This window comes from Sphingomonas sp. DBB INV C78 (genome assembly GCF_042693015.1).
Taxonomy (GTDB): Bacteria; Pseudomonadota; Alphaproteobacteria; order Sphingomonadales; family Sphingomonadaceae; genus Sphingomonas_E.
In genome coordinates, this window is record NZ_CP170544.1 from 1,428,129 (window position 1) to 1,451,216 (window position 23,088).

19 protein-coding genes are annotated in these 23,088 nt (G+C 65.3%); 3 read left to right on the top strand and 16 right to left on the bottom strand.

Annotated features, from left to right (window positions below):
• Positions 1-67: 67 nt before the first annotated feature.
• Together ACFB49_RS06830 and ACFB49_RS06835 are read right to left on the bottom strand one after the other, a co-directional pair.
• The gene (locus ACFB49_RS06830) at positions 68-1,306 is read right to left on the bottom strand and encodes a hypothetical protein (RefSeq protein ID WP_380877631.1); all 1,239 of its coding nucleotides are present in this window, start codon (positions 1,304-1,306) and stop codon (positions 68-70) included.
• A 97-nt stretch (positions 1,307-1,403) separates the two neighbouring features.
• Complete coding sequence (locus ACFB49_RS06835) at positions 1,404-1,703, bottom strand: Hpt domain-containing protein (RefSeq protein ID WP_380877633.1); 300 nt, start codon at positions 1,701-1,703, stop codon at positions 1,404-1,406.
• A 74-nt stretch (positions 1,704-1,777) separates the two neighbouring features.
• On the opposite strand from ACFB49_RS06835, the gene ACFB49_RS06840 reads away from it, so the two are divergent.
• The gene (locus ACFB49_RS06840) at positions 1,778-3,910 is read left to right on the top strand and encodes a hypothetical protein (RefSeq protein ID WP_380877636.1); all 2,133 of its coding nucleotides are present in this window, start codon (positions 1,778-1,780) and stop codon (positions 3,908-3,910) included.
• 4 nt (positions 3,911-3,914) lie between these two features.
• Here ACFB49_RS06840 and ACFB49_RS06845 read toward each other — a convergent pair whose 3' ends face one another.
• The 12 genes from ACFB49_RS06845 to dapA form a co-directional block, all read right to left on the bottom strand.
• The gene (locus ACFB49_RS06845) at positions 3,915-5,360 is read right to left on the bottom strand and encodes an MATE family efflux transporter (protein WP_380877638.1); all 1,446 of its coding nucleotides are present in this window, start codon (positions 5,358-5,360) and stop codon (positions 3,915-3,917) included.
• Positions 5,361-5,510: 150 nt separating this feature from the next.
• A complete protein-coding gene (locus ACFB49_RS06850) occupies positions 5,511-7,304 on the bottom strand; it encodes an acyl-CoA dehydrogenase C-terminal domain-containing protein (protein ID WP_380877641.1) in 1,794 nt (597 codons plus the stop codon).
• 17 nt (positions 7,305-7,321) lie between these two features.
• On the bottom strand, positions 7,322-7,813 hold the full coding sequence (locus ACFB49_RS06855) for a MerR family DNA-binding transcriptional regulator (protein WP_380877644.1): 492 nt from the start codon (positions 7,811-7,813) through the stop codon (positions 7,322-7,324).
• Between the two features lie 69 nt (positions 7,814-7,882).
• Positions 7,883-8,413 carry a dihydrofolate reductase family protein gene (locus ACFB49_RS06860; RefSeq protein ID WP_380877646.1) on the bottom strand — a complete coding sequence of 177 codons (531 nt, stop codon included), beginning with the start codon at positions 8,411-8,413 and terminating at the stop codon, positions 7,883-7,885.
• A gap of 354 nt (positions 8,414-8,767) precedes the next feature.
• Entirely contained in the window at positions 8,768-9,589 is an 822-nt protein-coding gene (speB, locus tag ACFB49_RS06865; protein ID WP_380877649.1) for an agmatinase, read from the bottom strand.
• 5 nt (positions 9,590-9,594) lie between these two features.
• Positions 9,595-10,668: a recombinase RecA gene (gene recA, locus ACFB49_RS06870; protein WP_380877651.1), complete on the bottom strand. Its 1,074-nt coding sequence runs from the start codon at positions 10,666-10,668 to the stop codon at positions 9,595-9,597.
• A gap of 92 nt (positions 10,669-10,760) precedes the next feature.
• Positions 10,761-11,123 carry a response regulator gene (locus tag ACFB49_RS06875; protein ID WP_380877654.1) on the bottom strand — a complete coding sequence of 121 codons (363 nt, stop codon included), beginning with the start codon at positions 11,121-11,123 and terminating at the stop codon, positions 10,761-10,763.
• Positions 11,124-11,180: 57 nt separating this feature from the next.
• Positions 11,181-12,902, bottom strand: coding sequence for an amidohydrolase family protein (locus ACFB49_RS06880; protein ID WP_380877657.1), 1,722 nt, complete (start codon positions 12,900-12,902; stop codon positions 11,181-11,183).
• Between the two features lie 87 nt (positions 12,903-12,989).
• Positions 12,990-15,392, bottom strand: a complete 2,403-nt coding sequence (locus ACFB49_RS06885) for an ATP-binding protein (RefSeq protein WP_380877660.1) — start codon at positions 15,390-15,392, stop codon at positions 12,990-12,992.
• Positions 15,393-15,504: 112 nt separating this feature from the next.
• A complete protein-coding gene (locus ACFB49_RS06890) occupies positions 15,505-16,056 on the bottom strand; it encodes a DUF2062 domain-containing protein (RefSeq protein WP_380877662.1) in 552 nt (183 codons plus the stop codon).
• Positions 16,057-16,061: 5 nt separating this feature from the next.
• Positions 16,062-16,544: an SsrA-binding protein SmpB gene (gene smpB / locus ACFB49_RS06895; RefSeq protein WP_380877664.1), complete on the bottom strand. Its 483-nt coding sequence runs from the start codon at positions 16,542-16,544 to the stop codon at positions 16,062-16,064.
• Positions 16,545-16,664: 120 nt separating this feature from the next.
• Positions 16,665-17,540 carry a 4-hydroxy-tetrahydrodipicolinate synthase gene (dapA, locus tag ACFB49_RS06900; RefSeq protein WP_380877667.1) on the bottom strand — a complete coding sequence of 292 codons (876 nt, stop codon included), beginning with the start codon at positions 17,538-17,540 and terminating at the stop codon, positions 16,665-16,667.
• A 96-nt stretch (positions 17,541-17,636) separates the two neighbouring features.
• On the opposite strand from dapA, the gene ACFB49_RS06905 reads away from it, so the two are divergent.
• Together ACFB49_RS06905 and ACFB49_RS06910 are read left to right on the top strand one after the other, a co-directional pair.
• Entirely contained in the window at positions 17,637-19,646 is a 2,010-nt protein-coding gene (locus ACFB49_RS06905; RefSeq protein WP_380877670.1) for a lytic transglycosylase domain-containing protein, read from the top strand.
• Positions 19,647-19,660: 14 nt separating this feature from the next.
• Complete coding sequence (locus tag ACFB49_RS06910; protein WP_380877673.1) at positions 19,661-20,149, top strand: GreA/GreB family elongation factor; 489 nt, start codon at positions 19,661-19,663, stop codon at positions 20,147-20,149.
• 135 nt (positions 20,150-20,284) lie between these two features.
• Here the strand turns inward: ACFB49_RS06910 and ACFB49_RS06915 are convergent, their stop codons facing one another.
• Entirely contained in the window at positions 20,285-21,073 is a 789-nt protein-coding gene (locus ACFB49_RS06915) for a polyphosphate kinase 2 family protein (protein ID WP_380877675.1), read from the bottom strand.
• 123 nt (positions 21,074-21,196) lie between these two features.
• Positions 21,197-22,987: an aspartate--tRNA ligase gene (aspS, locus tag ACFB49_RS06920; protein WP_380877677.1), complete on the bottom strand. Its 1,791-nt coding sequence runs from the start codon at positions 22,985-22,987 to the stop codon at positions 21,197-21,199.
• Positions 22,988-23,088 lie beyond the last annotated feature (101 nt).

The following is a 23,088-nucleotide window of genomic DNA, read 5'->3' on the forward strand; positions in this document are numbered from 1 at the left end:
CTCTAGCGCGATGCGGTTAAGGCCCGCTAAACGACGATTATAGTCTTTTGCACCGATGCTTGCGCGATCAGGCGGGCCCTGCGGTGCGCACCGCCACCCGGCTCGCCACCTCGCGCTGGACGACGGCGAAGGAGGCGATGGCATAAAGCGCGAGCACCGCGATGCCGGCAAACCATTGCCCGATCAGCGCAAAGGGCGTCATCGCCCAGATAAGGCCATCAAGGCTCGCCACCCAATGCGGTGCAAGGCCGCCGGGCAAACGCTTCAGGATACGCTGCTCACCGATCAGGGCGGCCATCGCCAGCAGGATCGTCGCGCCGATCAACCAGGCGCCCCAACCCGCTTCCTCAGCGATCCCATAACAGAGCACCACCAACGCGCCCGACGCAGCGATGCCGCGCGCAATCAGGAAGGCCCGTGCCCATCGCAGCGGCGAAAGCCGCGCCCCCGCCAAACGCTCCGCAACCGCGGCGATCGGCCCGGACACCATCAAGGCCGCCTGACCCGCCAGCCGCCAGTCGACCCCGAAGAATATCCCCGCAATCACCGCCGCCGTGACGGATCCGACCGCGAACCAGACAGGATCGACGGCGCGACGCAGCAGTGGCGCCGCCACCAGATTCTCGATGGCAGGGAAGATATGCCGCCACGTCCAGTCCCGCCCGCGCGGTCGCGCCCCTGCGAGCATCAGGCGGTCGAAGCCTTCCAGATGGGCCACACCGTCCACCAACAGGGGAATCCTGCCGGTTCGGCCGCGGCCATTGCCCGTCGTAACGTCCATACGTTGGGCATTGGCCTGCACTGCGCGCCGCAGCAGCGTGGATTCCATATCCCAGTCGCCCAGCATCGCTGCCGTGTCGCGCAGAAAGGCACCATCAACCATCATCAACCCGGCCCAGCGGGCGGTCGCGTCGATTCGCTCGAAAATCGCATGCTCCGGCTCGTCGGGCACGGTCAGCAGGCTCGGCCCCTGCGCCTCGGCCATGCGCTCCACCACCGGCGGCGATGCCAGGCAGCCGTCGCCGATCACCAGCAATTTCTCTTCGGGGTGGATGCGATCGGCGGCGTCCGCCACATCGCGGGTGATATCGACCTTGAGGCCGCTGCGCCGCAATCGTTCGACCGCCTGGGCCAGTGCCACCGGGATCCGCTCCGCTAGGATCAATATCTGCTCGGCACCGGCATAGCCGGCAAGGCGCGCCTGATGTTCGACAAGCGTCCGCCCGGCCAGCGGCAAGGTCGCGCGCAGCCCTTCGGTTTCGTCGTTAGCCAGTTGATACGCCGATATCAGCGCCGCGAGCGCCACGATGCTTCCCCCAATCGCCTCTTTTCACGCGATAAGCCGGGAAGCCGTGCGATGCAAAGGCGGCGGGCGCCCAACGGCGCGATTGCCGCGCCGGAAATCAGAGGACGAAGCTGTCGATCGACCGGTTGATCGCGGCAACCACCGTCGGATCGCTGGGCGTGCCGGTGGCGGCGCGTTCGGCCAGCGCCATCAGGTCGACCGCGGCGAAGCTCGCCGCCAGCCCTTGCAGGCGCAGCGCCGCGATTCGCCATTCGGCCGCGCCGGACGCACGATCGAGCGCATCGGCATGGCCGCGCGCACTGGCCAGGAAGACGGTACGCAGCTCGGCCACGAGGGCTGGGTCGCTCCCCACGGCGGCGGCGAGTGCGGTTTCAAGGGCGCCGGGATCGTACATCATCGGCAAACTCTGGCACGCGGGGATTAACAGGCGGTTTCAGCAGGCCTTCCGCGACGCAGGAAAGCTGATAAACAATGTCTATGAACCAGGGGGCACGATCCACCGACCAATGGCGCGAGCATCGCGCGCTGCTCGAAGCCATTTCCCGCAACCGCGAGGAAGGCGGCGTCGGAATGCCGACCGAGGAGCCTGCTGCTCCGCCGCCCACTACAGCGCAGCCGGCACCGCTTGTGGCTGAGATGGAACCGGCCGAAATCGGCACGCCCTGGCGCGACATTGTCATCGGCGGTGCGTTGCTGGTTATCGGCGCGCTGTGGATCGCTGCTGTCGCCACTACGCTGGAAGCGCAGGGCTCGCCGCTCAGCGGCTTGACCGCCATCGTCTCGCTCGCCAGCGGCCCGCTGGCGCTGCTCGGCGTCCTCTTCCTCGTTCTTCAGCGCACCAGCCGGCGCGAGGCCGTTCGTTTCGGCCAGACCGCGCAAGCGATGCGGGTCGAATCCATCAATCTCGAGCTGGCGGTCGCCCAGCTAGCTGGCCGCATTGCCGAAAGCCGGCGGGAACTGACCGATCACACGGAGCAGTTGCTGAATGTCGGCCAGGATTCGACGTTGCGGCTCGGCGAACTCGCCGCAGCGATGGCGCGCGAAAGCAAGGCGCTTCGGGTCGAATCCGATCATCTGGAAACCACCGCCGAAATCGCCCGCAGCGACATGGGAGTGCTGATCGACGATCTGCCGCGTGTCGAAGAACAGGTGCGCAGCCTGATCCACCGTCTGCGCGAAGTGGCTGGCGAGGCCGATGGCCGCCTCACGACGTTGACCGGCCAGCTCACCGCGCTGGCCGAACAGGGCGAGAAGGCCGATGCCGTCGCCGCGGGCGCCGCGCAGCAGCTTGCTACCCAGCTTGCCGCGATTGATCGGCACGGCAACGCCGCCGATGAACGGATCGAAGCGCTGACCGGCCGCATCACTGCGCGCGACCAGAACAATCAGGCCTTCCTGGAAGGCGTGGACCGTTCGATCGCCGATATCGAAGCGCGCATCGCCAGTCTCGGCACGAAGGGCGGCGATACCGCGCGCGAACTTGGCGAGGCGCTGGTCCAACTCCGTGACCAGAGCGACAGCCTGACCGACCGCCTTGCCGCCGCCGCCCCCGCCACCGAAGCGCTGGTCGAGCGCGCGACCGCGCTCAAGGCGGCGCTCGATGCCAGCACCACAGGGCTCGGCGAACAGCTTCCGGCCGCGCTCGCCAGCGTCGAGGCGCAGGCCGAACGCAGCCAGACCGCCATCGCCGCGATGATGCCGGAGGCCGAAGCGCTCCAGCAGGCCGTATCGAACGCGACCGGTAATATCGCCGACGTCGAAAAGGCGATCACCGACCAGCGGACCGCGCTCGATGCCATCCAGGCATCGGCGGCCGGGCGCCTAGCGGAGATCCGCACCCAGGCCACCGAGTTGCAGGCGAGCATCGCCGAAGCTGAGCAAAGCGCGCGGACGCTCGCCGATCAGGCCGGCCCGCAACTCGTCGAGGCCCTGCTGCGCGTCCGCGAAACCGCCGTGCAGGCCGCGGAGCGCGCCCGCGAATCGATCGGCACCGTCATCCCGAACGCCGCCGCGAGCCTCGGCACCGCCACCCGCGAGGCGATCGAGAAGGCGATCAATGAGACGCTGGCGACGCAATTGGGCGATATCAATGCGACCGCCGAGCGCGCTGTCGCTGCCGCCACGGCGGCGAGCGAACGGCTGCAGAACCAACTCGCGGCGATCAAGGATACCGCCGCGACGGTCGACGCCCGCGTCGATGAAGTCCACAGCCAGGTGGCCGAGCATGACGAGGAAAGCTTCTCGCGTCGGGTCGCCCTCCTCATCGAATCGCTCAACTCGACCTCGATCGACGTCGCCAAGATTCTGTCCAACGATGTCACCGACAGCGCCTGGACCTCCTATCTGAAGGGCGATCGCAGCGTCTTCACGCGCCGCGCGGTTCGCCTCCTTGATGCTGCGGAAACGAAGGAAATCACGCGGCATTATGAGGAAGAGGCCGAGTTCCGCGATCAGGTGAACCGCTACATCCACGATTTCGAAGCGATGCTCCGCCGCGTGCTTTCCAGCCGCGATGGCGCGCCGCTCAGCGTCACCCTGCTCTCCTCGGACATGGGCAAGCTCTATGTGGCGCTGGCCCAGGCGATCGAGCGGCTGCGCACCTGATCTACTAGCCGTTCGGCTGGCAGCGTCCGGCCGGCTCCGCGCCCGATATCACCATTTCCTCGGCCTCGATCGGGTCGGTCTGCGGCATCATCCTCAATTCCCGCCACTTGCCGAAGCGATAATATGCGAATGTCATGATCAACGTCGTCAGCGCGCCGGCATTATAGCTCCACCAGATCGCATCCGCGCCGATCCGCGGTTGATAATAGGCTGCCAGACCCAGGCGGACGGGAAAGAAGGCGACGATGAGGATGGCGAGCGGAACCATCACCGCCCCGTTCGCACGCACCGCGGCGGAAAGCACCGAGGTGACCCCGAACAGGATGAAGCCCCAGCTCACGATCAGATTCATATGCTGGGCGACGTCCATGGCGTGACCGTCATTGCCCAGGAACAGCGACAGGGCATGGCGATCGATCGCGAGCATCACCAGCACCGCGCCGCCCGTAATCAGCACGTTCATCCAGATGCCCGCCCGCGTCACCTGGCCTACGCGATCCCAGCGGTTGGCGCCGATATTCTGAGCCGCCATCGCGCTCACCGCCGCGCCCAGCGCCATTGCCGGCATCTGAATGTAGGTCCAGAGCTGGTTGGCGGCACCATAAGCCGCGGTAACCGCCGCACCCTCACGATTGACCAGCCCGATCATCGCGAGAGCGGAAATCGAGACCGTGAGCATCTGCAGCCCCATCGGCACGCCCTTGACGAAGATCGTGCGCGTCAGCGTCCGTTCGGGGACAATATAGCCGATCTCGGAACCGCGCAGGCGCAGCGGCAGATCGCGAACGTAGATGTAGGCGACCAAGGCTGCGAGCGAGATGATGTTGGCGATCAGCGACGCCGTCGCCGCCCCCCTTATTCCCAATGCGGGTGCAGGTCCCAGCCCCAGGATCAACACAGGGTTGAGCGCGATATCGATCACCGCCGCGAGGATCATGAACCACAAAGGCGTCATCGCGTCGCCTGTGCCGCGCAGCCCCATGGTCAGCAGCACCATGATCATCCCGGCTGGCAGCCCAAGGAAACTGATACGCAGATAAGCGAGTGCAAAGTCGAAAACTTCGGGCGGCGTCGCCAGCAAGTGGAGCAGGTTCGGCGCCCATAGCCAGCCCGCCAACGCCACCAGTGTCGCACCCACGGCAAGCATGCCGATCGTCGTGCCCATCACCCGCCGCGCGCCATCCACATCGTCCGCGCCGATGCGCTGGCCGATCAGGATGGTCGCCGCCATGCCGAAACCGAACACGGCGGAAAACATCAGGAACATGACGAGATTGGCATTGGCCGTGGCGGCCAGCGCCGCCTCGCCCAGAAACTGCCCTACCCAGATCGCGTTGATCGAGCCGTTGAGCGACTGGAGCACGCTCGATCCCAGCGTCGGCAGCGCGAACAGCAACAGCGTGCGCGCGATCGGCCCAGTGGTGAGATCCTGTCCGGGCCGCGTCGCCATGCCTGTTCTCCGTCCGCCGGCGAAGGCCGGAGAGACGTCTGTAACCATTGGCCATATCGCGACAAGCGTGAACGCACCGCCGCCGCGATTTCTATGGCCGCTCCGCCGCCGCCTTTGCCGAAATGGCAAGGGCCGCGACGGATATCGGGATCAGAACGCTTCGACGGGCAGCGCCATCATGCTTTCCGCGCCGGTCTCGATCTTGCGACGGAGCGCGCCAGCGTCGGGCAGAATGCGCTCGGCGAAGAAGCGCGCCGTCACCTGCTTCGCCTCGTGGAAGGCGCGGTCGTCGGTGCCGGCGGCCAGCGCCGCGGACGATGCCTGCGCCATCTTCAGCCACATCCAGCCGAGCGAGACGATGCCCATCAACGTCATATAGCTATAGGCCGCAGCCCCGGCATTTTCGGGGTTGGCCATGCCGTTCTGCATCAGCCACATGCTGGCGGCCTGCAATTCGCCCAGCGCCTTTTCCAAGCGCGCCGCGAAGTCCGCGGTTTCGGGATTGGCCTTGGCCGCGCCGATTTCCTCGCCGATCAGCGCGAACAGCGCCATCGCCGCGCGGCCGCCATTCATCGGCAGCTTGCGGCCGACCAGGTCCATCGCCTGCACGCCGTTGGTGCCTTCGTAGATCATGGCGATGCGCGCATCGCGCACATATTGCTCCATCCCCCATTCGCGGATGTAGCCGTGGCCGCCATAGACCTGCTGTGACTTGGTGGCGATGTCGTAGCCGAGATCGGTGACATAGCCCTTGATGACCGGGGTCAGCAGCGTGATCAGATCCTCTGCCGCCTGCCGTTCTTCCTCGCTTTGCGCGCTGTGCGACAGATCGACCTGCAGGCCGCCCCACAGGCAGAAAGCGCGCGCGCCTTCCAGGCAGGCCTTGCTCTCCATCAGCATCCGCCGCACGTCCGGGTGGACGAACAGAGTGTCGGCTTTCTGGTCCAGGTCTTTCGGGCCGGTCAGCGCGCGGCCCTGGCGCCGGTCTTTGGCGTATTGCACCGCATTCTGATAGGCGACTTCGCCGACCGACAGGCCCTGAAGGCCCACGCCCAGCCGCGCCGCGTTCATCATGATGAACATCGCGGCCAGGCCCTTATTCTCCTCGCCCACCAGAAAGCCGGTTGCGCCGTCATAATTGAGCACGCAGGTCGCGTTGCCGTGAATGCCCATTTTCTCTTCGATCGACCCGCACGACACGCCGTTGCGCGCGCCCAGCGTGCCATCGGCATCGACCATGAATTTGGGGACGATAAAGAGGCTGATGCCCTTCACATTGTCCGGCGCGCCCGTCACCTTGGCGAGGACGAGGTGGATGATGTTCTCGGTCAGGTCATGCTCGCCCGACGAGATGAAGATCTTGGTGCCGGTGATGGCATAAGTGCCGTCGGCCTGCGGCTCGGCCTTGGTGCGGATGAGGCCGAGATCGGTGCCACAATGCGGCTCCGTCAGGTTCATCGTCCCGCCCCATTCGCCAGCGATCATCCGCGGCGCATAGAGCGCCTTCTGCTCGTCCGATCCCTTGGCGAGGATCGCGGCGGTCGCGCCCATCGTCAGGCCGTTATACATGGCGAAGGCCATGTTGGCGCTGATCAGATACTCCTCGAACGCGGTGTGGATGACGTGCGGCATCCCCTGCCCGCCAAATTCGGTCGGGCCGGAAAGCGTCGGCCAGCCGCCGTCGCGGAAGGCGTCATAGGCGGCCTTGAACCCGGTCGGGGTCGTCACGCTGCCGTCGGCGTGGCGCGTGCAGCCTTCCTCGTCACCGATCTGGTTGAGCGGGAAGAGCACTTCCTCGCAGAATTTAGCGCCTTCGGTGAGCACCGCTTCCACCATATCCGGCGACGCGCTTTCGAAGCCCGGCAGGTTCGAATAACGATCGAGGCCCAGAATGGCATCGAGCACATAGCGGGTATCGCGCAGGGGCGCGGAATAGATCGGCATTGTTCAGGCTCCTGCTGTCAGGCGTCTTGGCCGGATTTCCGGGCGCGCCTTTGTTCTTCAAGAATGCGGGCTTCGCGTTCCCGCGCCGCCACCCGGATCGGGTCATTCTCGTCGCTTTTTACGAGGTCGACGAAGGACACCAGCTCGGCGATGGCAGCGTCGATATCCTCGCGCTGACGCTTCAGCGTCTCGATCCGCGCCTCGCACTTGTCGATCGTCACATGGCGCTGGGTCTCGCGACCGTCGCCGAGATCGTAGAGATCGATCATCTCGCGAATATCGGCGAGGCTGAAGCCGACGCGCTTGGCCCGCAGGATCCAGGCGAGCCGCGCGCGATCGCGCTTGGAATAGACGCGGGCAAGCCCGACGCGCTCGGGCGAGATCAGCCCTTCATCCTCGTAGAAGCGCAACGCGCGCGCCGTGACGCCAAACTCCTCCGACAGATCGGAGATGGTATAGGATTGGCGGTTTTGGGCGTCGGGCGTGTCGATGGTCGCATGAGCTGGCATGACGGCATGCTAGTTTACGCTCACGTCAACGTCAATGTGCGTGCGAGCGTGTCCGATCCGATCCCGCAATCAAGCGGGAACATAGCTCAATCGGATCACGTCCAGTCCAATTCGGTCGCTGCCCATGAGCCGCAACGGGGGCCGGGGACCAGCGAAAAACGGCTTGCCGCTGCCGAGCACGACGGGATGGAGATAGATCCGATATTCATCGACAAGGCCGAGGTCGGTCAGGCTTTGCGCCAGATGCGGTCCCGACACTTCGATCTCGCCATCTAGCTCAGCCTTCAGGCCGGATATGGTTGCCTCCATGTCATCCCCGACAAGCGTCGCGTTGGGGCCGATGGACGGCAACGAGCGCGACACGACCCATTTCGGCTGCGCCCGCCACGCCTCCGCATAAGCGCGCTCTTCCGCACCCCACTCGGGATGGTCCTCATCCCAATAACGCATCACCTCATACATGCGGCGGCCGTACACACTGCCGGCGAGACCGCGCACATCATCGATGAAATGACGGAAGAGGACGGGATCAGGCCCAAACGCCATATGGTCGACATAGCCGTCCAGCGACTGGTTTAGTGCGAATATGAGCTTTGCCATATGGTCTCGTCTCCCGGGTCGCTCGGAAGGGCCTTAGTCCGCCCTCCGATGTATCAATCGCAAGGCAGACCGTCGCCTTACCGAGATTTTGCTATAAATTCCTCCCTAAGCTTGCTTGGGGAGGGGAAACGCCGGCCACAGGCCGGTGGTTGAGGGGTAGTGCGGGACATTGCCCCTCTACCATGCTGCGCATGGTCCCCCTCCCCGAGACAAGCTCGGGAAGGATTTGAAACGACCGTCCCAGCCGACTTCGCCGTCGTGCCAGCCGGGCATAGCAACTAGTAATCCGAACGGTCCCCGTCCCGCGCGCCGATGATCCGATATCCTAGGGGATCAGCAGCCTGATTTTATCACCTATGGCCGGCCGTTCACCGTTGCGATCGCAGCGATTTCCTTGACCAGCTTCGCTGCGAGCGCAGCGGTGATGCCGCTCACATCGCGCGATGGATTGAGTTCGACTACGTCAGCCCCCACCAGCGGCGCCTCGATGCGGTGGAGCAGCGCCAACACTTCTCGCACGGTGAGCCCACCGGGTTCGACATGCGACACACCAGGCGCGAAGGCGGGGTCGATGCCGTCCATGTCGATGCTCAGATAGAGCGGCCCGTCGAGCCGCGGCACCGCTTCGATCGCGAAGTGGCGCATCTCGATGATCTCGACGCCGAAGCGCGCTGCCTGTTCGCGGCAATGGCGATTGAGCGTGCGGATGCCGACCTGGACCAGCCGGCGCGCCAGGCCACGCTCCATGATCCGCGCGAAGGGCGAGGCATGGCTGCGCGGATCGCCCTCGAAATCGTCATAGAGATCAGGATGCGCGTCGATGTGGAGAATGTCGATCGGGCCATGCGCCGCAGCGACCGCCTCGACGATGGGGAAAGTGACGCTATGGTCCCCGCCCAACAGCAGCGGAAAGGCGCCATCCGCGATCGCCGCCGCAACGCTCGCGCGGATCAGCGCATCGTCGCCCGCATTCTCGGCCAGCGGCAGATCGCCGCCATCATCGATCACTATGTCAGCGCCAAGTTCCAGCCCGCTTTCCGACGCCGGGTTGCCCGCCTCGCTCCACAAGGCCGCGCGGATCGCAGTCGGGGCAGCCGCCGGCCCGCGAAGGAAGGAGGAGTGAATGTCGGTCGGCAGGCCGATCAGACGCACCGGCCGCGCATTCACCTCCCCCATGGCAATCAGATGTCGTCGTCGGGCTCGGGCCCGGTCATCAGCGCTTCGGCGACATCGGCGGTCTTGCCGCGGATGGCCTGTTCCAGCCGCTCGGCGACCTCGGGATTTTCGCGCAGATAGGTCTTGGCGTTTTCGCGACCCTGGCCGATGCGGATCGAGTCATAGCTGAACCACGCGCCCGATTTCTCGACCACGCCGGCCTTGACGCCGAGATCGAGGATCTCGCCGACCTTGGACACGCCTTCGCCATACATGATGTCGAATTCGACCTGCTTGAACGGCGGCGCGACCTTGTTCTTGACGACCTTCACGCGGGTCGCGTTGCCGACGATATCGTCGCGGTCTTTGATCTGGCCGGTGCGGCGGATGTCGAGGCGCACCGACGCGTAGAATTTCAGCGCATTGCCGCCGGTCGTGGTTTCCGGATTGCCGTACATCACGCCGATCTTCATGCGGATCTGGTTGATGAAGATGACGAGCGTGCGCGAGCGGCTGATCGATCCGGTGATCTTGCGCAGCGCCTGGCTCATCAGGCGGGCCTGCAGACCGACATGGCTGTCGCCCATTTCGCCTTCGATTTCGGCCCGCGGCACCAGTGCCGCAACCGAGTCGATCACAAGCACATCGATCGCGTTCGACCGGATCAGCGTGTCAGTAATCTCCAGCGCCTGTTCGCCCGTGTCGGGCTGCGAGACGATCAGTTCGTCGATATCGACGCCCAGCTTCCTGGCATAGACCGGGTCGAGCGCATGTTCGGCGTCGACGAAGGCAGCGGTGCCGCCGGCCTTCTGCGCCTCGGCGATGGCGTGCAGTGCGAGCGTCGTCTTGCCCGAGCTTTCCGGCCCAAAAATCTCGACGATGCGGCCACGAGGCAGACCGCCGATGCCGAGCGCGATATCCAGTCCCAGTGACCCGGTGGAGATCGCCTCGATCTCGATCTTTTCCCGGCTGCCCAGCTTCATCGCGGAGCCCTTGCCGAACGCGCGATCAATCTGCGCGAGCGCGGCCTCAAGGGCCTTTTGCCTGTCCATGTCGGCCTTTTCCTTTTCGGAACCGATGAGCTTCAACTGTGCGGCCATCCGGTCAGCTCCCTCGTAGATCGCGCTGCGGCGCGGTTCAACTGGGTTGCTTCGTACACGGATTGTTCACGTCGAACAAGAGGGGAACAAAATCAGGCCGCAGCGGTGATTCCACCAAGCCCGCTGCGCAGTCCTTCCATCGTGAAGGGCTTGGTCAGCACCGGTGCGCCGTCATGTTGGGGGGGCGGCGGCTCGACATGCCCCCCCGTCGCCAGCAGGAACGGCTTCTCCGCCGCCACCAGCGCGTCCGCGACCGGCCAGCTAGGCTCCCCGCCGCGCAGATGGACGTCGAGGATCGCCACGTCGAACGCCCCGTCGCTTATCAATGCCAAGGCGGTGTCGACCGAATCGGCAGTACCGGCCAACTCATGGCCGAGCGATTCGATATAGTCTTCGAGCACCATCGCGATCAGCGGCTCGTCTTCGACGACGAGGATACGGAGAGGTTCGGTCATCCCGAACCTCATACAATGGCCGCGCGACGCCTGCCAGCTTTTGCAGGCGGTTAATCGTCAGACGCCCAACGGTTCGATCTTGCGGACAAGGCGCCCCGGCCGTTCCCCGGTCGGCTCGCCATGGCGCCACGTCATGCGGCCCGCAACGAAGGTCGCATCATAGCCTTCCGCATCCTGCAACAGCCGGCGTCCGCCAGCCGGCAGGTCCGCCGCCCAGCGCGGCGGCAGCAGCTTCAGCCGATCGAGATCGATGATGTTGAGGTCGGCGCGCTTGCCGGGCGCGATCACGCCGCGATCGTTGAAGCCCCACATCGCCGCGGTCCGCCCGGTCTGGAAATGCACCGCTTCCTCCAGCCCCAGCCGCGGCCCGCGCTCGCGCGACTGCACCCAATGGGTGATCTGGAAGGTCGGTGCGCTTGCATCGCAGATCAGCCCGCAATGTGCGCCGCCGTCGGCAAGGCTCAGCACGCCGCCGGGATCGCGCATCATTTCCAACTGCGGCTCCAGGCTCCCTTCCGAATAATTGATCATCGGGAAATAGAGCCATTCGGCGCCCTCCCCCGCGGTCATCAGATCATAGACCATTTCCTGCGGTGTCCGCCCGGTGCGCGCCGATGCCGCCGCCATGGAGCGTTCGGGGCCGGGTTCATATTGCGGCGGATTGCCGAGCGGGAACATATTGCTCCACGCCTGCATCTTCGGCCGCCAGTAACGGTTCTGGCTGGTGCTTTCCTCCGCCAGCATCCGCGCGCGAAACGCGGGGTCACGCATCCGTGCGAGCTTCCCCGCCAGCGGCAACCCCGCAATCTCCGCATAGGACGGATAGTCGGAAAAGGGATGGATCTTGCTTTCGAGGTTGATCAGCATTCCCACCGGGCGCGATCCCACGCCGGCATGGATCGGCAGGCCCTCCGCACGCGCCTCCGCGAGCAGGGAAAGCAGGCGACGGGGATGTTCGGGCGTTTCGTCGAACTGAACGAGCGTGAAGGACAAAGGTTGGCCCGTCTCCTCCGAAAGCCGCCTGATCCATGCGAATTCGCGGGCCGGATCATCGCGGGACCAGTCGCAGACAAGCTGGAGCATCCCGCCCCCGCCCTCGCCGACCGCACGGCCCAAGGTCAGCAACTCCTCCATCTCGACGAAGCTGCCTGGCACCGGCTTGCCGTCCGCGCTCAGGTGCAGCTTGGTGCGCGATGTCGAAAAACCGATCGCGCCGGCCTTTATGCCCTCGCGCACGATGCGGCTCATCTCCGCGGTCTCGGCCGGGGTGGCGACGCCGCGGATCGATTCTTCCGGCCCCATCACAAAAGCGCGAACGGCGCTGTGCGGCATCAATGCGGCAACATCCATCACGCGCGGCATCTCGTCCAGCCGGTCGAGATATTCGGGGAAGCTCTGCCAGGTCCATGGCAGCCCTTCCGAAAGCGCGCTGCCGGGAATGTCCTCCACCCCCTCCATCAAGGTGATCAGCGCATCTCGATCGGAGGGCCGCGCGGGCGCGAAGCCGACGCCGCAATTGCCCATCACCGTCGTCGTCACGCCATGCTGACCCGATGGCGACAGCAGCGGGTCCCAGGTCGCCTGCCCGTCATAGTGCGAATGAATGTCGACCCAGCCGGGCGTGACGATGCGCCCGCCTGCATCCACTTCGTCGCGCGCCGCGCCAAGATCCTTGCCGACCGCGACGATTTTGCCCGCCTTGATCGCGACATCGCCGGAATAAGCGGAATTGCCGGTTCCATCGACGATCATTCCGCCGCGCACGATCGTGTCAAACATCGCCTCTCCTCCGATCGCGCTTTTGATCGCGATTCGGCAGCGATGGTGCGCTCCAGTTGAACGCGATTCAATATTCTTTGAAGAGGCTCAGACCTTGTTCTGGGCGAGCGCGTCGCGCGCTGCCTCGGCAAGTTGCTGCACCGAGAAGGGCTTGGCGAGGAAAGCGACGCGGTCCAGATCGATCGACCGGCGGAGCTGCTCCTCGGCATAGCCCGACATGAAGAGGATCGGCAGATTGGGGAATTTCTCGCGGGCATGGCGGACCAGGGTTGGCCCGTCCATGGTCGGCATCACGACGTCGGACACGAGCAGATCGATCTCCTCGCCGCCCTCTTCCGCCGTCGCGTCCAGCACTTCCAGGGCTTCCTCGCCATTGGCGGCGGTCAGCACCTTGTAGCCCTGTCGCGATAGCGCCCGTTCCGCGACGGCGCGGACCATGTCCTCGTCTTCGACCAGCAGGATCGTGCCCGTGCCCCACAATTCGCCCTGCTTGGGCTTCTTGGGCGGCGGCGGCGCATCGACGACGGGATCGGCGCGATGGACGGGCAGATAGATGACGAAGCTCGTCCCCACGCCGGGCTTGGAATCGGCGAAGATGAAACCGCCCGATTGCTTGACGATGCCATAGACGGTGGACAGGCCAAGGCCGGTGCCCTTGCCCACTTCCTTGGTGGTGAAGAAGGGCTCGAAGATCTTGCCCAGCAATTCAGGCGGAATGCCGGTGCCGGTGTCGGACACGCTGAGCGCCGTATAGTCGGCGACGGGCAGGATATCGCTGTTCAGCCGGCGAACCTCGGCGGCCGTCACCGCATAGGTCTGCACCGTCAGCGTGCCTCCCCCATGCATCGCATCGCGGGCATTGACCGCAAGATTGACGATCACCTGTTCGAGCTGGCCCGGATCGGCACGCACCTGGCCGAGATTGCGGCCATGCTTCACCACCAGCTTCACCTGTTCGCCCATCAGGCGCTTGATGAGGTTGGAGATTTCCGAAATGACGTCGGGAAGCTGCAATATCTGGGGGCGCAGCGTCTGCTGGCGAGAGAAAGCGAGCAACTGCCGCGTCAGACCGGCCGCGCGGTTCGAATTCTGGCGGATCTGCTGGATGTCGTCATAATCGCTCTCGCCGGGGCGATGGCGCAGCAGCATCAGATCGCAATGGCCAATGATCGCGGTCAGAATGTTGTTGAAATCGTGAGCGACACCGCCGGCAAGCTGGCCGACAGCCTGCATCTTGGTCGCCTGCGCGACCTGATTCTTAAGGCGAGATTCCTCGCTATTGTCCTTGAGGCTCAGCAGCGCTGCCGCCTCGCCAAGCCCGCGCGCGCCGGCGATCGTTAGCGCCACCGGCTCCTCGGGGCGATAGCGCAGGCGGACCGCAATATCGCCGGACATGCGCTGCCCGGCCGCGAAGCGCCGCACCGCATCGGCGACGGCGGCCTTGTCCTCCTTGACCACCAGATCGCTCGGATAGAGCACCGGCTGGCCGGTCGGCAGACCGGCCGCGCGACGGAAGGCATCGTTCATGAACAGGATGCGGCCGTCGCGCTCCGCCAGCGCCAGGCCCAGCGGCAGCATCGCCAGCAGCGCCTCGATATGGCCGGATGCCGCCTCCGCCGCCGGCCGGAGCGCGGCCGCGTCATCAAGCAGCAGGAACAGGGTCGGGCTCTCGCCAATGCCGTCGTCCAACGGCACCTGTACGACACGCAGCGGCGTCGCATTCTCGCCTTCGCTGCGAAACCGGATGATATTGCGGCTGTCGTCGAGCAGATCGGCGAAGACGTGCGCGCCCGCGTCGCCATTGTCGTCGCCCAGCGCGCGCTGCAGGAAAACCCGGTTGGCAGCGACAATTCGCCCGCCGCCATCGACAATCGCCGCCATCACGCCGGCAGCACCCAGCCGCGTGCCGCCGTCACCGCGGACCATCCGTACGGTTTCGTCGGCAAGGTCGTTACCGTCCATCCGCCGCAGCCGCCAGACAAGGTGGTCTTCCGCCGCTCCCGCACGCGTGGCCGTCGCCACCAGCCTACCGCGGCCCGTGACAAGGCCCGCCACCGTCGCCGATCCGTCGCGCCATGCCGCACGACCTGCCTGGGCCAGCCGCTCGTCGCCATGATCGCCGATCGCCAGGCCGGGCGGTGCCGGCAGGCCAGGAAACCATTGACCATAGACGCGGCTCGCGCAGATCAGCCGTCCAGCCCGGTCGGTGATCGCGATCGCCTCGCTCGAATCATCGATCGCCGCGCTCATCAGGCCGATATCGGCTTGTGCGTCGCTACGGCTCACGCCCTCACGCCGGCTGGCGTGGAGCATGACCAGGCCGACAGCGGCGCAGAACACGGCCAGGAATACGCCCGCCGTCACCGCGTCGCCCAACAGCCACAGCAGGATGGCCGTCGTCACGACGCCCAGCACGAACACGCCGATCAGGATCGGCCGGTCCGCCGGCTGGAAATCAGGGCTCGCAGAGGATGGAAAGGCGGTTGCCATGGCTGGTCTTCATCGTCCGCCCTGCCATGTGCCGTCAAGCAATCCGTCGGCAGCACATCGGGTCCATCGACCGTCAGAGCGCAACCCGCGGGTCTGACGGCACAAATTGGCTCTATCGACCGCGGATGATCCGGTCGTTGCGCCGATGCCGCCACTTGCGGGCGATCCACATCCGCCACAGCACCGAAGCGAGGAGATAGCCGACCGCGGCACCCACGACGGCCACGACGACAAGCCCGAGGCCCAGGGCAGGGCCGACGTCGCGCAGCAGCCATTCGGACCAGCCGATCACCTGATTCACATTGTCGGTCGGCAGCACCGCCTCCCCCGGCCCATGCCCCAGCATCCGGCGCCCGACCCAGTAAGCGAAGGCCCAGATCGGCGGCGTGGTGAGCGGATTGGTGATGAAGGTCGTCAAGGCCGCGACCGGCACGTTGGCCCGCGAGGGCAGAGCGAAAAGCGCCGCGAACACGGTCTGCGCAACAGGGATCAGAACGCCCACCAGCACGCCCAGCGCAACGCCGCGCGGCACGGACCGGCGGTGGAAACGCCACAGTTCGGGCAGGAGGATGCGGTGTGCGATCGGGCTCAGCCAGCGGATCGATTCGAATGTCTCGCGCGTCGGCATGTTGCGCTCTGACCAGGCGCGCATCTTCTCGAACATCGCGCTTACCCCCGGTCGCGCAGCAGACGCTGCTGTTCGCGCTTCCAGTCGCGCTGTTTCTCGGTGTCGCGCTTGTCGTGCAGCTTCTTGCCTTTGGCCAGCGCCAGTTCGACCTTCGCCCGCCCGCGCGGATTGAAATAGATCGACAGCGGGATCAGCGTCATGCCCTCACGCGATACGGCGGTGCGCATCTTCTCGATCTCGCGCGCATGCAGCAGCAGCTTGCGCGGCCGCTTCGGCTCATGGTTGAAGCGGTTACCGTGGCTGAATTCGGGCACGTTGGCGTTGACCAGCCACACCTGATCGCCCTTCACCTCGGCATAGCTTTCGGCGATCGAACCCTCACCGAAGCGAAGCGACTTCACCTCGGTGCCGGTCAGCGCGATGCCCGCCTCGAAGAAGTCTTCGAGGAAATATTCATAGCGCGCCCGCCGGTTCTCGGCGACCGTCTTCACTTTTTCGAAGGTTGCGGGCTTGGGGCGGGCCATGAACTTCTATTCTAAGGTTTCGTCACCCAAGCGGATGCCGGGGCCTCTAACGGTGGGCGTACCAGCCGCACGCGATTCCGGTTCGCACCGGAATGACGCCAGATAGGGACGCCCGCCCCATCACACCAGCCCCGCATGTGCGAGTGCCTCGTCCACCGCCTTGCGGCTTGCCTCCGACGGCCAGGTCATCGGCAGGCGCAACTCGACGGGGAAATCTGGCCGGGTGCGGCTCAGCGCGTATTTCACCGGGCCAGGTGAAGCATCGGTGAACAACGCGGTGTGCAACGGGAAAAGCCGGTCCTGCAACGCGAGCGCGCCCTTCCAGTCGCCCGACAGGCAGGCCGCCTGGAAATCGGCGCACAGCCGGGGTGCGACATTGGCGGTAACGGAGATGCAGCCCACGCCGCCCATCGCCATGAAGCCCAGGGCCATGTCGTCATTGCCCGAAAGCTGGCAGAAGTCCGTGCCGCAGGCGAGCCGCTGCGCCGCCACCCGCTCCACCTTGCCGCTCGCATCCTTGATGCCGATGATGGTCGGGATCTTCGCGAGCTCGGCCATCGTCTCGACCGAGATGTCCGTCACCGTGCGTGCCGGCACGTTGTAAAGGACGATCGGCAGGTCGCTATTGTCGGTCAGATACTTGTAATGCGCGATCAGCCCGTCCTGGTTGGGGCGGTTGTAATAAGGCAGCACCACCAGCCCGGCCGTGGCGCCCGCGGCCTTGGCATGCTGCATATGCTCCAGCGCCACCTTGGTGTCGTTCGATCCGCAGCCAGCGATCACCGGCACGCGGCCGGCCGCCTGCTCGATGCAGACCGCGACGACATGATTATGCTCCTCGATCGACATCGTCGCGCTTTCGCCCGTCGTGCCGCACGGCACGAGCGCCGAGGAGCCGTTGTCGATCTGGAAATCGACGAACGTGCGGAAGGCCGCCTCATCGAACTTCCCGTCGCGGAACGGGGTCACGAGAGCCGGAATCGACCCGCTGAACATCACGCACTCCCTTCACCTGCGGCCTCGGGCGCGTCATAGTGCACCATCGGACGGACCCGCTTTGTTGGAGCGGCTGATAGGGATGCCTGCCACATCATGTCCAGTATGTTGACGCGCGTTTTAGGTCTTGGGGTGTTGATGGCGTCGGTGGCGGGCGCCGCGACGCTGACGACGGAGCAGCGGGACTGGTATCGCAGCCGGCTCGGTCTGTCCGCCGGCAGCGCGCCCTCTGCGGCCGGCGTGCCCACCGACCCCGTGGCCGAAGGCCTCATCCGCTGGAGCCGCCTGCGCCAGACGGACAGCCTGCCTTTCTCCGATTATGCCGGCTTCCTCACCAACTTCCCCGGATGGCCGGGCGAATCGGCAATGCGGCGGACGGCCGAACGCCAGCTCGATGCCTTTCCGGCTGCCCCATCCGATGTGGCCCGCTTCTTCGATCGCTTCCCGCCGCTCACCAATGTCGGCCGGCTGCGTCAGGCGGAGGCGCTGGCGTCGATCGGCCGCGGTGCTGACGCGACCGTTGCCGCCCGCGGCGCCTGGACCGGTGGAGCATTGAGCGACTCCGACGAACAGCGCCTGCTCGGCCGCTTCGGTGCGCAGATCACCCAGGCGGACCATGACACGCGCATGGATCGCCTGTTGTGGGATCGCGCTACCACCGCGGCCCAACGCCAGCTCGTCCGAACCTCACCGGTCAAGCAACCCTTGTTCGATGCGCGGCTGGCCATGCAGACGAAGCGCGCTGACGCCGCGGACAAGGCGATGGTATTCGCGACCAGCGGCAACAATGATCCCGGCTTCGTTGCCGATCGCGCCCGCTATCTGCGTGATTCCACCCAGAGCGTCACGGCGCGGAGCTGGCTCGGCCAGCGGCGGAATTTTGCCACGCCACCGCTCGACGCGGAAAAATGGCTGGAGATACTCGTCCTCAATGCGCGCGGCGCCGCCAACGACAATCAGAACAGCTTCGCGTTCGACATCGCCCGCCAGGCCGACAGCGCCTTCGCGCCGGGCACGGTGATCCGCGACCGCAGTTTCGGCGAGCGGGACGAATATACCAACCTTGTCTGGCTGGGCGGCGTCACTGCACTCAAGAAGCTCAACCGGCCGGCGGATGCGGTCGGCATGTTCAGCCGCTACGCCGCCGCCGCGCAATCGCCGGGCACGCAGACCAAGGGCCTCTATTGGGCCGGCCGCGCGGCGCTTGCCGCGGGCGATCAGGCGAACGCAACCCGCTATTTCACCGAAGCGGCCTCTCATGCCGACCAGTTCTACGGCCAGCTCGCCGCCGAACGCATCGGCCGCGCCGCCGCGACGCCGCAGGTCGCGCCGACGGCAGTGGATGCCGCCCAGCGCACCACCTTCAACCAGCGCCCGATCGTCCGCGCCGCCCGCATTCTCGGTGAACTCGGCTCGTGGCGCGACCAGAGCTTGTTCCTGCGCACCATCGCCCAGGATTCCAAATCGGACACCGATCACGTCCTCGCCGCCGATCTCTCGCGCGAAATCGGCCGACCCGATCTCGGCGTGATGGTCGCACGCAACGCCCGCAACACCGGCGTCAGCGATTTCGTCCCCACCGGCTTCCCGCAGGTCGCCGTGCCGCCGACGGAAAGCGGCAATTGGGTGATGATCCACGCCATCGCCCGGCAGGAAAGCCAGTTCGACCGGCAAGCCGTCAGCCATGCCGGCGCGCGCGGCCTGATGCAGCTCATGCCCGGCACCGCGCGCGAACAGGCCGGCAAGCTTGGCCTGCCTTATGATTATGATCGCCTGACCAGCGACCCCAGCTACAATATCATGCTCGGCTCCTCCTTCTTCCGGCGGATGCTCGATTATTATGGCGGCAGCCATGTGCTCGCGGTCGCGAGCTACAATGCCGGCCCCGGTAATGTGAACAAGTGGCTGAAATCTAACGGTGATCCGCGCATGAGCGGGATCGATGTGATCGACTGGATCGAAGCCATTCCGCTCAGCGAGACGCGCGGCTATGTGCAGCGCGTGCTGGAGAATGCGGTCGTCTATTCGGCGATGAACCCGCAATATGCCAAGATGCCGACGCGCAACAAGCTGTCGGCCTATCTCGGCAAATCGACTCCGGGCTGATATTCGCTACGACCATGAATGATCGTCCGCCCAATTACATCACGCCCGCTGGCCTCCGCGCGCTCCACGAGCGTTACGAGCACCTGTTCGGAGACGAACGACCCAAGCTGGTCGAGGTCATTTCCTGGGCGGCGGGCAATGGCGATCGCTCTGAAAACGGGGACTATATCTATGGCCGCAAGAAATTGCGGGAGATCGACCGCGAGCTGGGCCACCTCTCCCGCCGGATGAAGGCGGCCAAGGTGGTCGATCCCGCCCATCAGGCCGATCGCAGCCGGGTGTGGTTCGGGGCCACCGTCACGCTGGTCGACGAAGATGACAAGGAACGCGTGGTCACGCTCATCGGCGAGGATGAGGCCGATGCCGGCCAGGGCCGGATAAGCTGGCGTTCCCCCCTCGCCCGCGCGCTCAAAGGCGCCACCATCGGCGACGTCCGCCGCGTCGACCTGCCCGCCGGCCCCAAGGAATGGGAAGTGCTGGGGATCAGCTATCCCGCGGGCTAAGATTTATCCCGCCCCCGTTCGTGTCGAGCGGAGTTCGAGCGAAGCCGAGAACGTAGTCGAGACATCCCGTCCCTGAGCACGCCATTCGCGGCCGTGTCTCGACTTCGCTCGACACAAACGGAGTGGAGTGTTCATTCACTCAACCTCGAAATCGGACCCGAAATTGGCTTTCGCGAGCGCAACGAGGTCCGATGAGATCGGCGGGGGCGACATCGGCACGGTCTTTTCCAGCCGATCGGCGATGAAGTTGAGCGCGGCGATGCGGGCGGCCTTCTTGTTGTTGCCGTCGATTACTTTCCACGGCGCCCAGCGCGTGTCGGTATTTTCGAACATGTCATCCATCGCCTTCAGATAATCCATCCGGCGGGAACGGTTGCGGAAATCCTCGGCGCCCGTCTTCCAGCGCTTCCACGGGTGCTGGATGCGCTTCTTGATCCGTTCGTCCTGGGTTTCCTGGGTGGTGTGGACGAACAGCTTGATGATCGCGGTGCCGTCTTCCTTCTGCTGCGCCTCGAATTCGTTGATCTCGTCATAGGCGCGGCGCCACTGCTTCTCGGTCGCAAAGCCCTCGACGCGCTCGACAAGCACGCGGCCATACCAGCTGCGATCGAAGATATTGATGTCGCCATGGCCCGGCAGCCGGGTCCAGAAACGCCAGAGGAAATGGCGCTCTTTCTCCTCCTCGCCCGGCGCGGCGATCGGCCACACCTCGAAATAACGGGGGTCCCATTCGGCGGTCAGCCGCTGGATGATGCCGCCCTTGCCCGCCGCATCCCAGCCTTCGAACAGGATGATGGCGCTGCGTTTGTGGACGATATAGGCGACCTGGATGCGGGCGAGGCGCTCCTGCACCTCGGCCAGCGCCTCATCATAGTCGCCGTCGAACTTGGCGCCCTTCTCGTAGTCCGCAAGATCGATGGCCATGCCGTCCGCCGTCCCTTTTCGTCATGCTGAACTTGTTTCGGCATCCACCGTGCAACAAGCGCCGACAAGACTTGCCGCACGGTGGACCCCGAAACAAGTTCCGGGTGACGAGAAAAGCGGATGTCAGCCCTTCGACGGTTCGACCACGCGCAGGTTCAGCTCGCGCAGTTGCTTCGGCGTTGCCGGCGCAGGGGCCTGCATCATCAGGTCTTCGGCCTTCTGCGTCATCGGGAAGACGATCACCTCGCGGATGTTCGGCTCGTCCGCCAGCAGCATGACGATGCGGTCGACACCGGGCGCCGATCCGCCGTGCGGCGGTGCGCCGAACTTGAAGGCGTTGATCATGCCCGCGAAGTTCGTGTCCACTTCCTCACTGCTGTAACCGGCGATCTCGAACGCCTTGTACATGATCTCCGGCCGGTGGTTCCGGATCGCGCCCGACGACAGCTCGACGCCGTTGCAGACGATGTCATACTGGAAGGCGAGGATATCGAGCGGGTCCTTGGTCTCCAGCGCTTCCAACTCGCCCTGCGGCATCGAGAAGGGGTTGTGGCTGAAGTCGACCTTCTTGTTGTCCTCGTCATATTCGAACATCGGGAAGTCGACGATCCAACAGAATTCGAAGCGCTTGGCGTCGATCAGTTCGAGTTGCTCGGCCGCGCGGGTGCGGGCGAGGCCGGCGAGCTTGGCGGCCTGCGCCTCCTTGCCGGCGGCGAAGAACAGGCCGTCGTCGGGGCCGAGGCCCAGCGCGTCGGCCATCGCGTTCATGCCTTCCTCGCCATGGTTCTTGGCGATCGGGCCGCCCCATTCGCCGCCCTTGCGGGTGGCATAGCCCAAGCCCGCAAAGCCTTCGGACTGCGCCCAGCTGTTCATGTCGTCGAAGAATTTGCGGCTCTTCTCCGCCGTTCCCGGCGCCGGGATGGCGCGGACCACATCGCCCGCCTCGACGATCGAAGCGAAGCGGCCGAAGCCCGATCCCTGGAAATAGGCGGAGACGTCGCTGATGATCAGCGGATTGCGCAGGTCCGGCTTGTCATTGCCATATTTCAGCATCGATTCCTTGTAGGGGATGCGCTTGAACGGCAGCGGCGAGACGGTGCGGCCCTTGCCGTCGAAGTTTGCAAACTCCTCGAACACGCCATGCAGCACCGGCTCGATCGCGGCGAACACGTCGTCCTGCGTGACATAGCTCATCTCGAAATCGAGCTGATAGAATTCGCCCGGCGAACGGTCGGCGCGCGCGTCCTCGTCACGGAAGCAGGGTGCGATCTGGAAGTAACGGTCGAAGCCCGCGACCATCAGCAACTGCTTGAACATCTGCGGCGCCTGCGGCAGCGCGTAGAACTTGCCGGGGTGGACGCGGCTCGGCACCAGATAATCGCGCGCACCTTCGGGCGAGGACGCGGTCAGGATCGGCGTCTGGAACTCCGTGAAGCCCTGCCCGATCATCCGCTGGCGCAGCGACGCGATGACGTTCGACCGCAGCACGATATTCTTGTGCAGCCGTTCGCGACGCAGATCGAGGAAGCGGTAACGGAGGCGGATGTCCTCGGGATATTCGGCCTCGCCCGCAACCGGCAGCGGCAATTCCTGCGCGGCGGACTGGATCGCCACCTCGCGGGCATAGACCTCGATCTCGCCGGTCGCGAGGTTGGCGTTGGCCGTGCCCTCGGCGCGCGTCTTCACATTGCCGGTGATCGTGATGACCGATTCCACGCGAACCGCGTCTAGCGTGGCGAAGGCCGGCGAATCGCTGTCGGCGACGATCTGGGTCAGGCCATAATGATCGCGCAGGTCGATGAAGAGCACGCCGCCATGGTCGCGCTTGCGATGAACCCAGCCCGAAAGGCGCACGGTCGCCCCTTCGTCCGAAGCGCGAAGCTGCGCGCAAGTGTGGCTACGGTAAGCGTGCATGGCGTGATGTTCTTTCAACAATAGGTTGATTTTCGCGAGCGCCGCGCTTCGCGCGTGCAAGCGCGCCTTGTCAAGCCGCGATACCGGGCTATGCACCAGAC

Excerpts from the sequence above, each read along its gene's own strand:
- ACFB49_RS06835 (WP_380877633.1), bottom strand. The coding sequence starts at position 1,703 with ATGATGTACGATCCCGGCGCCCTTGAAACCGCACTCGCCGCCGCCGTG.
- ACFB49_RS06840 (WP_380877636.1), top strand. The coding sequence starts at position 1,778 with ATGTCTATGAACCAGGGGGCACGATCCACCGACCAATGGCGCGAGCAT.
- ACFB49_RS06845 (WP_380877638.1), bottom strand. The coding sequence starts at position 5,360 with ATGGCGACGCGGCCCGGACAGGATCTCACCACTGGGCCGATCGCGCGC.
- ACFB49_RS06850 (WP_380877641.1), bottom strand. The coding sequence starts at position 7,304 with ATGCCGATCTATTCCGCGCCCCTGCGCGATACCCGCTATGTGCTCGAT.
- ACFB49_RS06855 (WP_380877644.1), bottom strand. The coding sequence starts at position 7,813 with ATGCCAGCTCATGCGACCATCGACACGCCCGACGCCCAAAACCGCCAA.
- ACFB49_RS06860 (WP_380877646.1), bottom strand. The coding sequence starts at position 8,413 with ATGGCAAAGCTCATATTCGCACTAAACCAGTCGCTGGACGGCTATGTC.
- speB (WP_380877649.1), bottom strand. The coding sequence starts at position 9,589 with ATGGGGGAGGTGAATGCGCGGCCGGTGCGTCTGATCGGCCTGCCGACC.
- recA (WP_380877651.1), bottom strand. The coding sequence starts at position 10,668 with ATGGCCGCACAGTTGAAGCTCATCGGTTCCGAAAAGGAAAAGGCCGAC.
- ACFB49_RS06875 (WP_380877654.1), bottom strand. The coding sequence starts at position 11,123 with ATGACCGAACCTCTCCGTATCCTCGTCGTCGAAGACGAGCCGCTGATC.
- ACFB49_RS06880 (WP_380877657.1), bottom strand. The coding sequence starts at position 12,902 with ATGTTTGACACGATCGTGCGCGGCGGAATGATCGTCGATGGAACCGGC.
- ACFB49_RS06885 (WP_380877660.1), bottom strand. The coding sequence starts at position 15,392 with ATGGCAACCGCCTTTCCATCCTCTGCGAGCCCTGATTTCCAGCCGGCG.
- ACFB49_RS06890 (WP_380877662.1), bottom strand. The coding sequence starts at position 16,056 with ATGTTCGAGAAGATGCGCGCCTGGTCAGAGCGCAACATGCCGACGCGC.
- smpB (WP_380877664.1), bottom strand. The coding sequence starts at position 16,544 with ATGGCCCGCCCCAAGCCCGCAACCTTCGAAAAAGTGAAGACGGTCGCC.
- dapA (WP_380877667.1), bottom strand. The coding sequence starts at position 17,540 with ATGTTCAGCGGGTCGATTCCGGCTCTCGTGACCCCGTTCCGCGACGGG.
- ACFB49_RS06905 (WP_380877670.1), top strand. The coding sequence starts at position 17,637 with ATGTCCAGTATGTTGACGCGCGTTTTAGGTCTTGGGGTGTTGATGGCG.
- ACFB49_RS06910 (WP_380877673.1), top strand. The coding sequence starts at position 19,661 with ATGAATGATCGTCCGCCCAATTACATCACGCCCGCTGGCCTCCGCGCG.
- ACFB49_RS06915 (WP_380877675.1), bottom strand. The coding sequence starts at position 21,073 with ATGGCCATCGATCTTGCGGACTACGAGAAGGGCGCCAAGTTCGACGGC.
- aspS (WP_380877677.1), bottom strand. The coding sequence starts at position 22,987 with ATGCACGCTTACCGTAGCCACACTTGCGCGCAGCTTCGCGCTTCGGAC.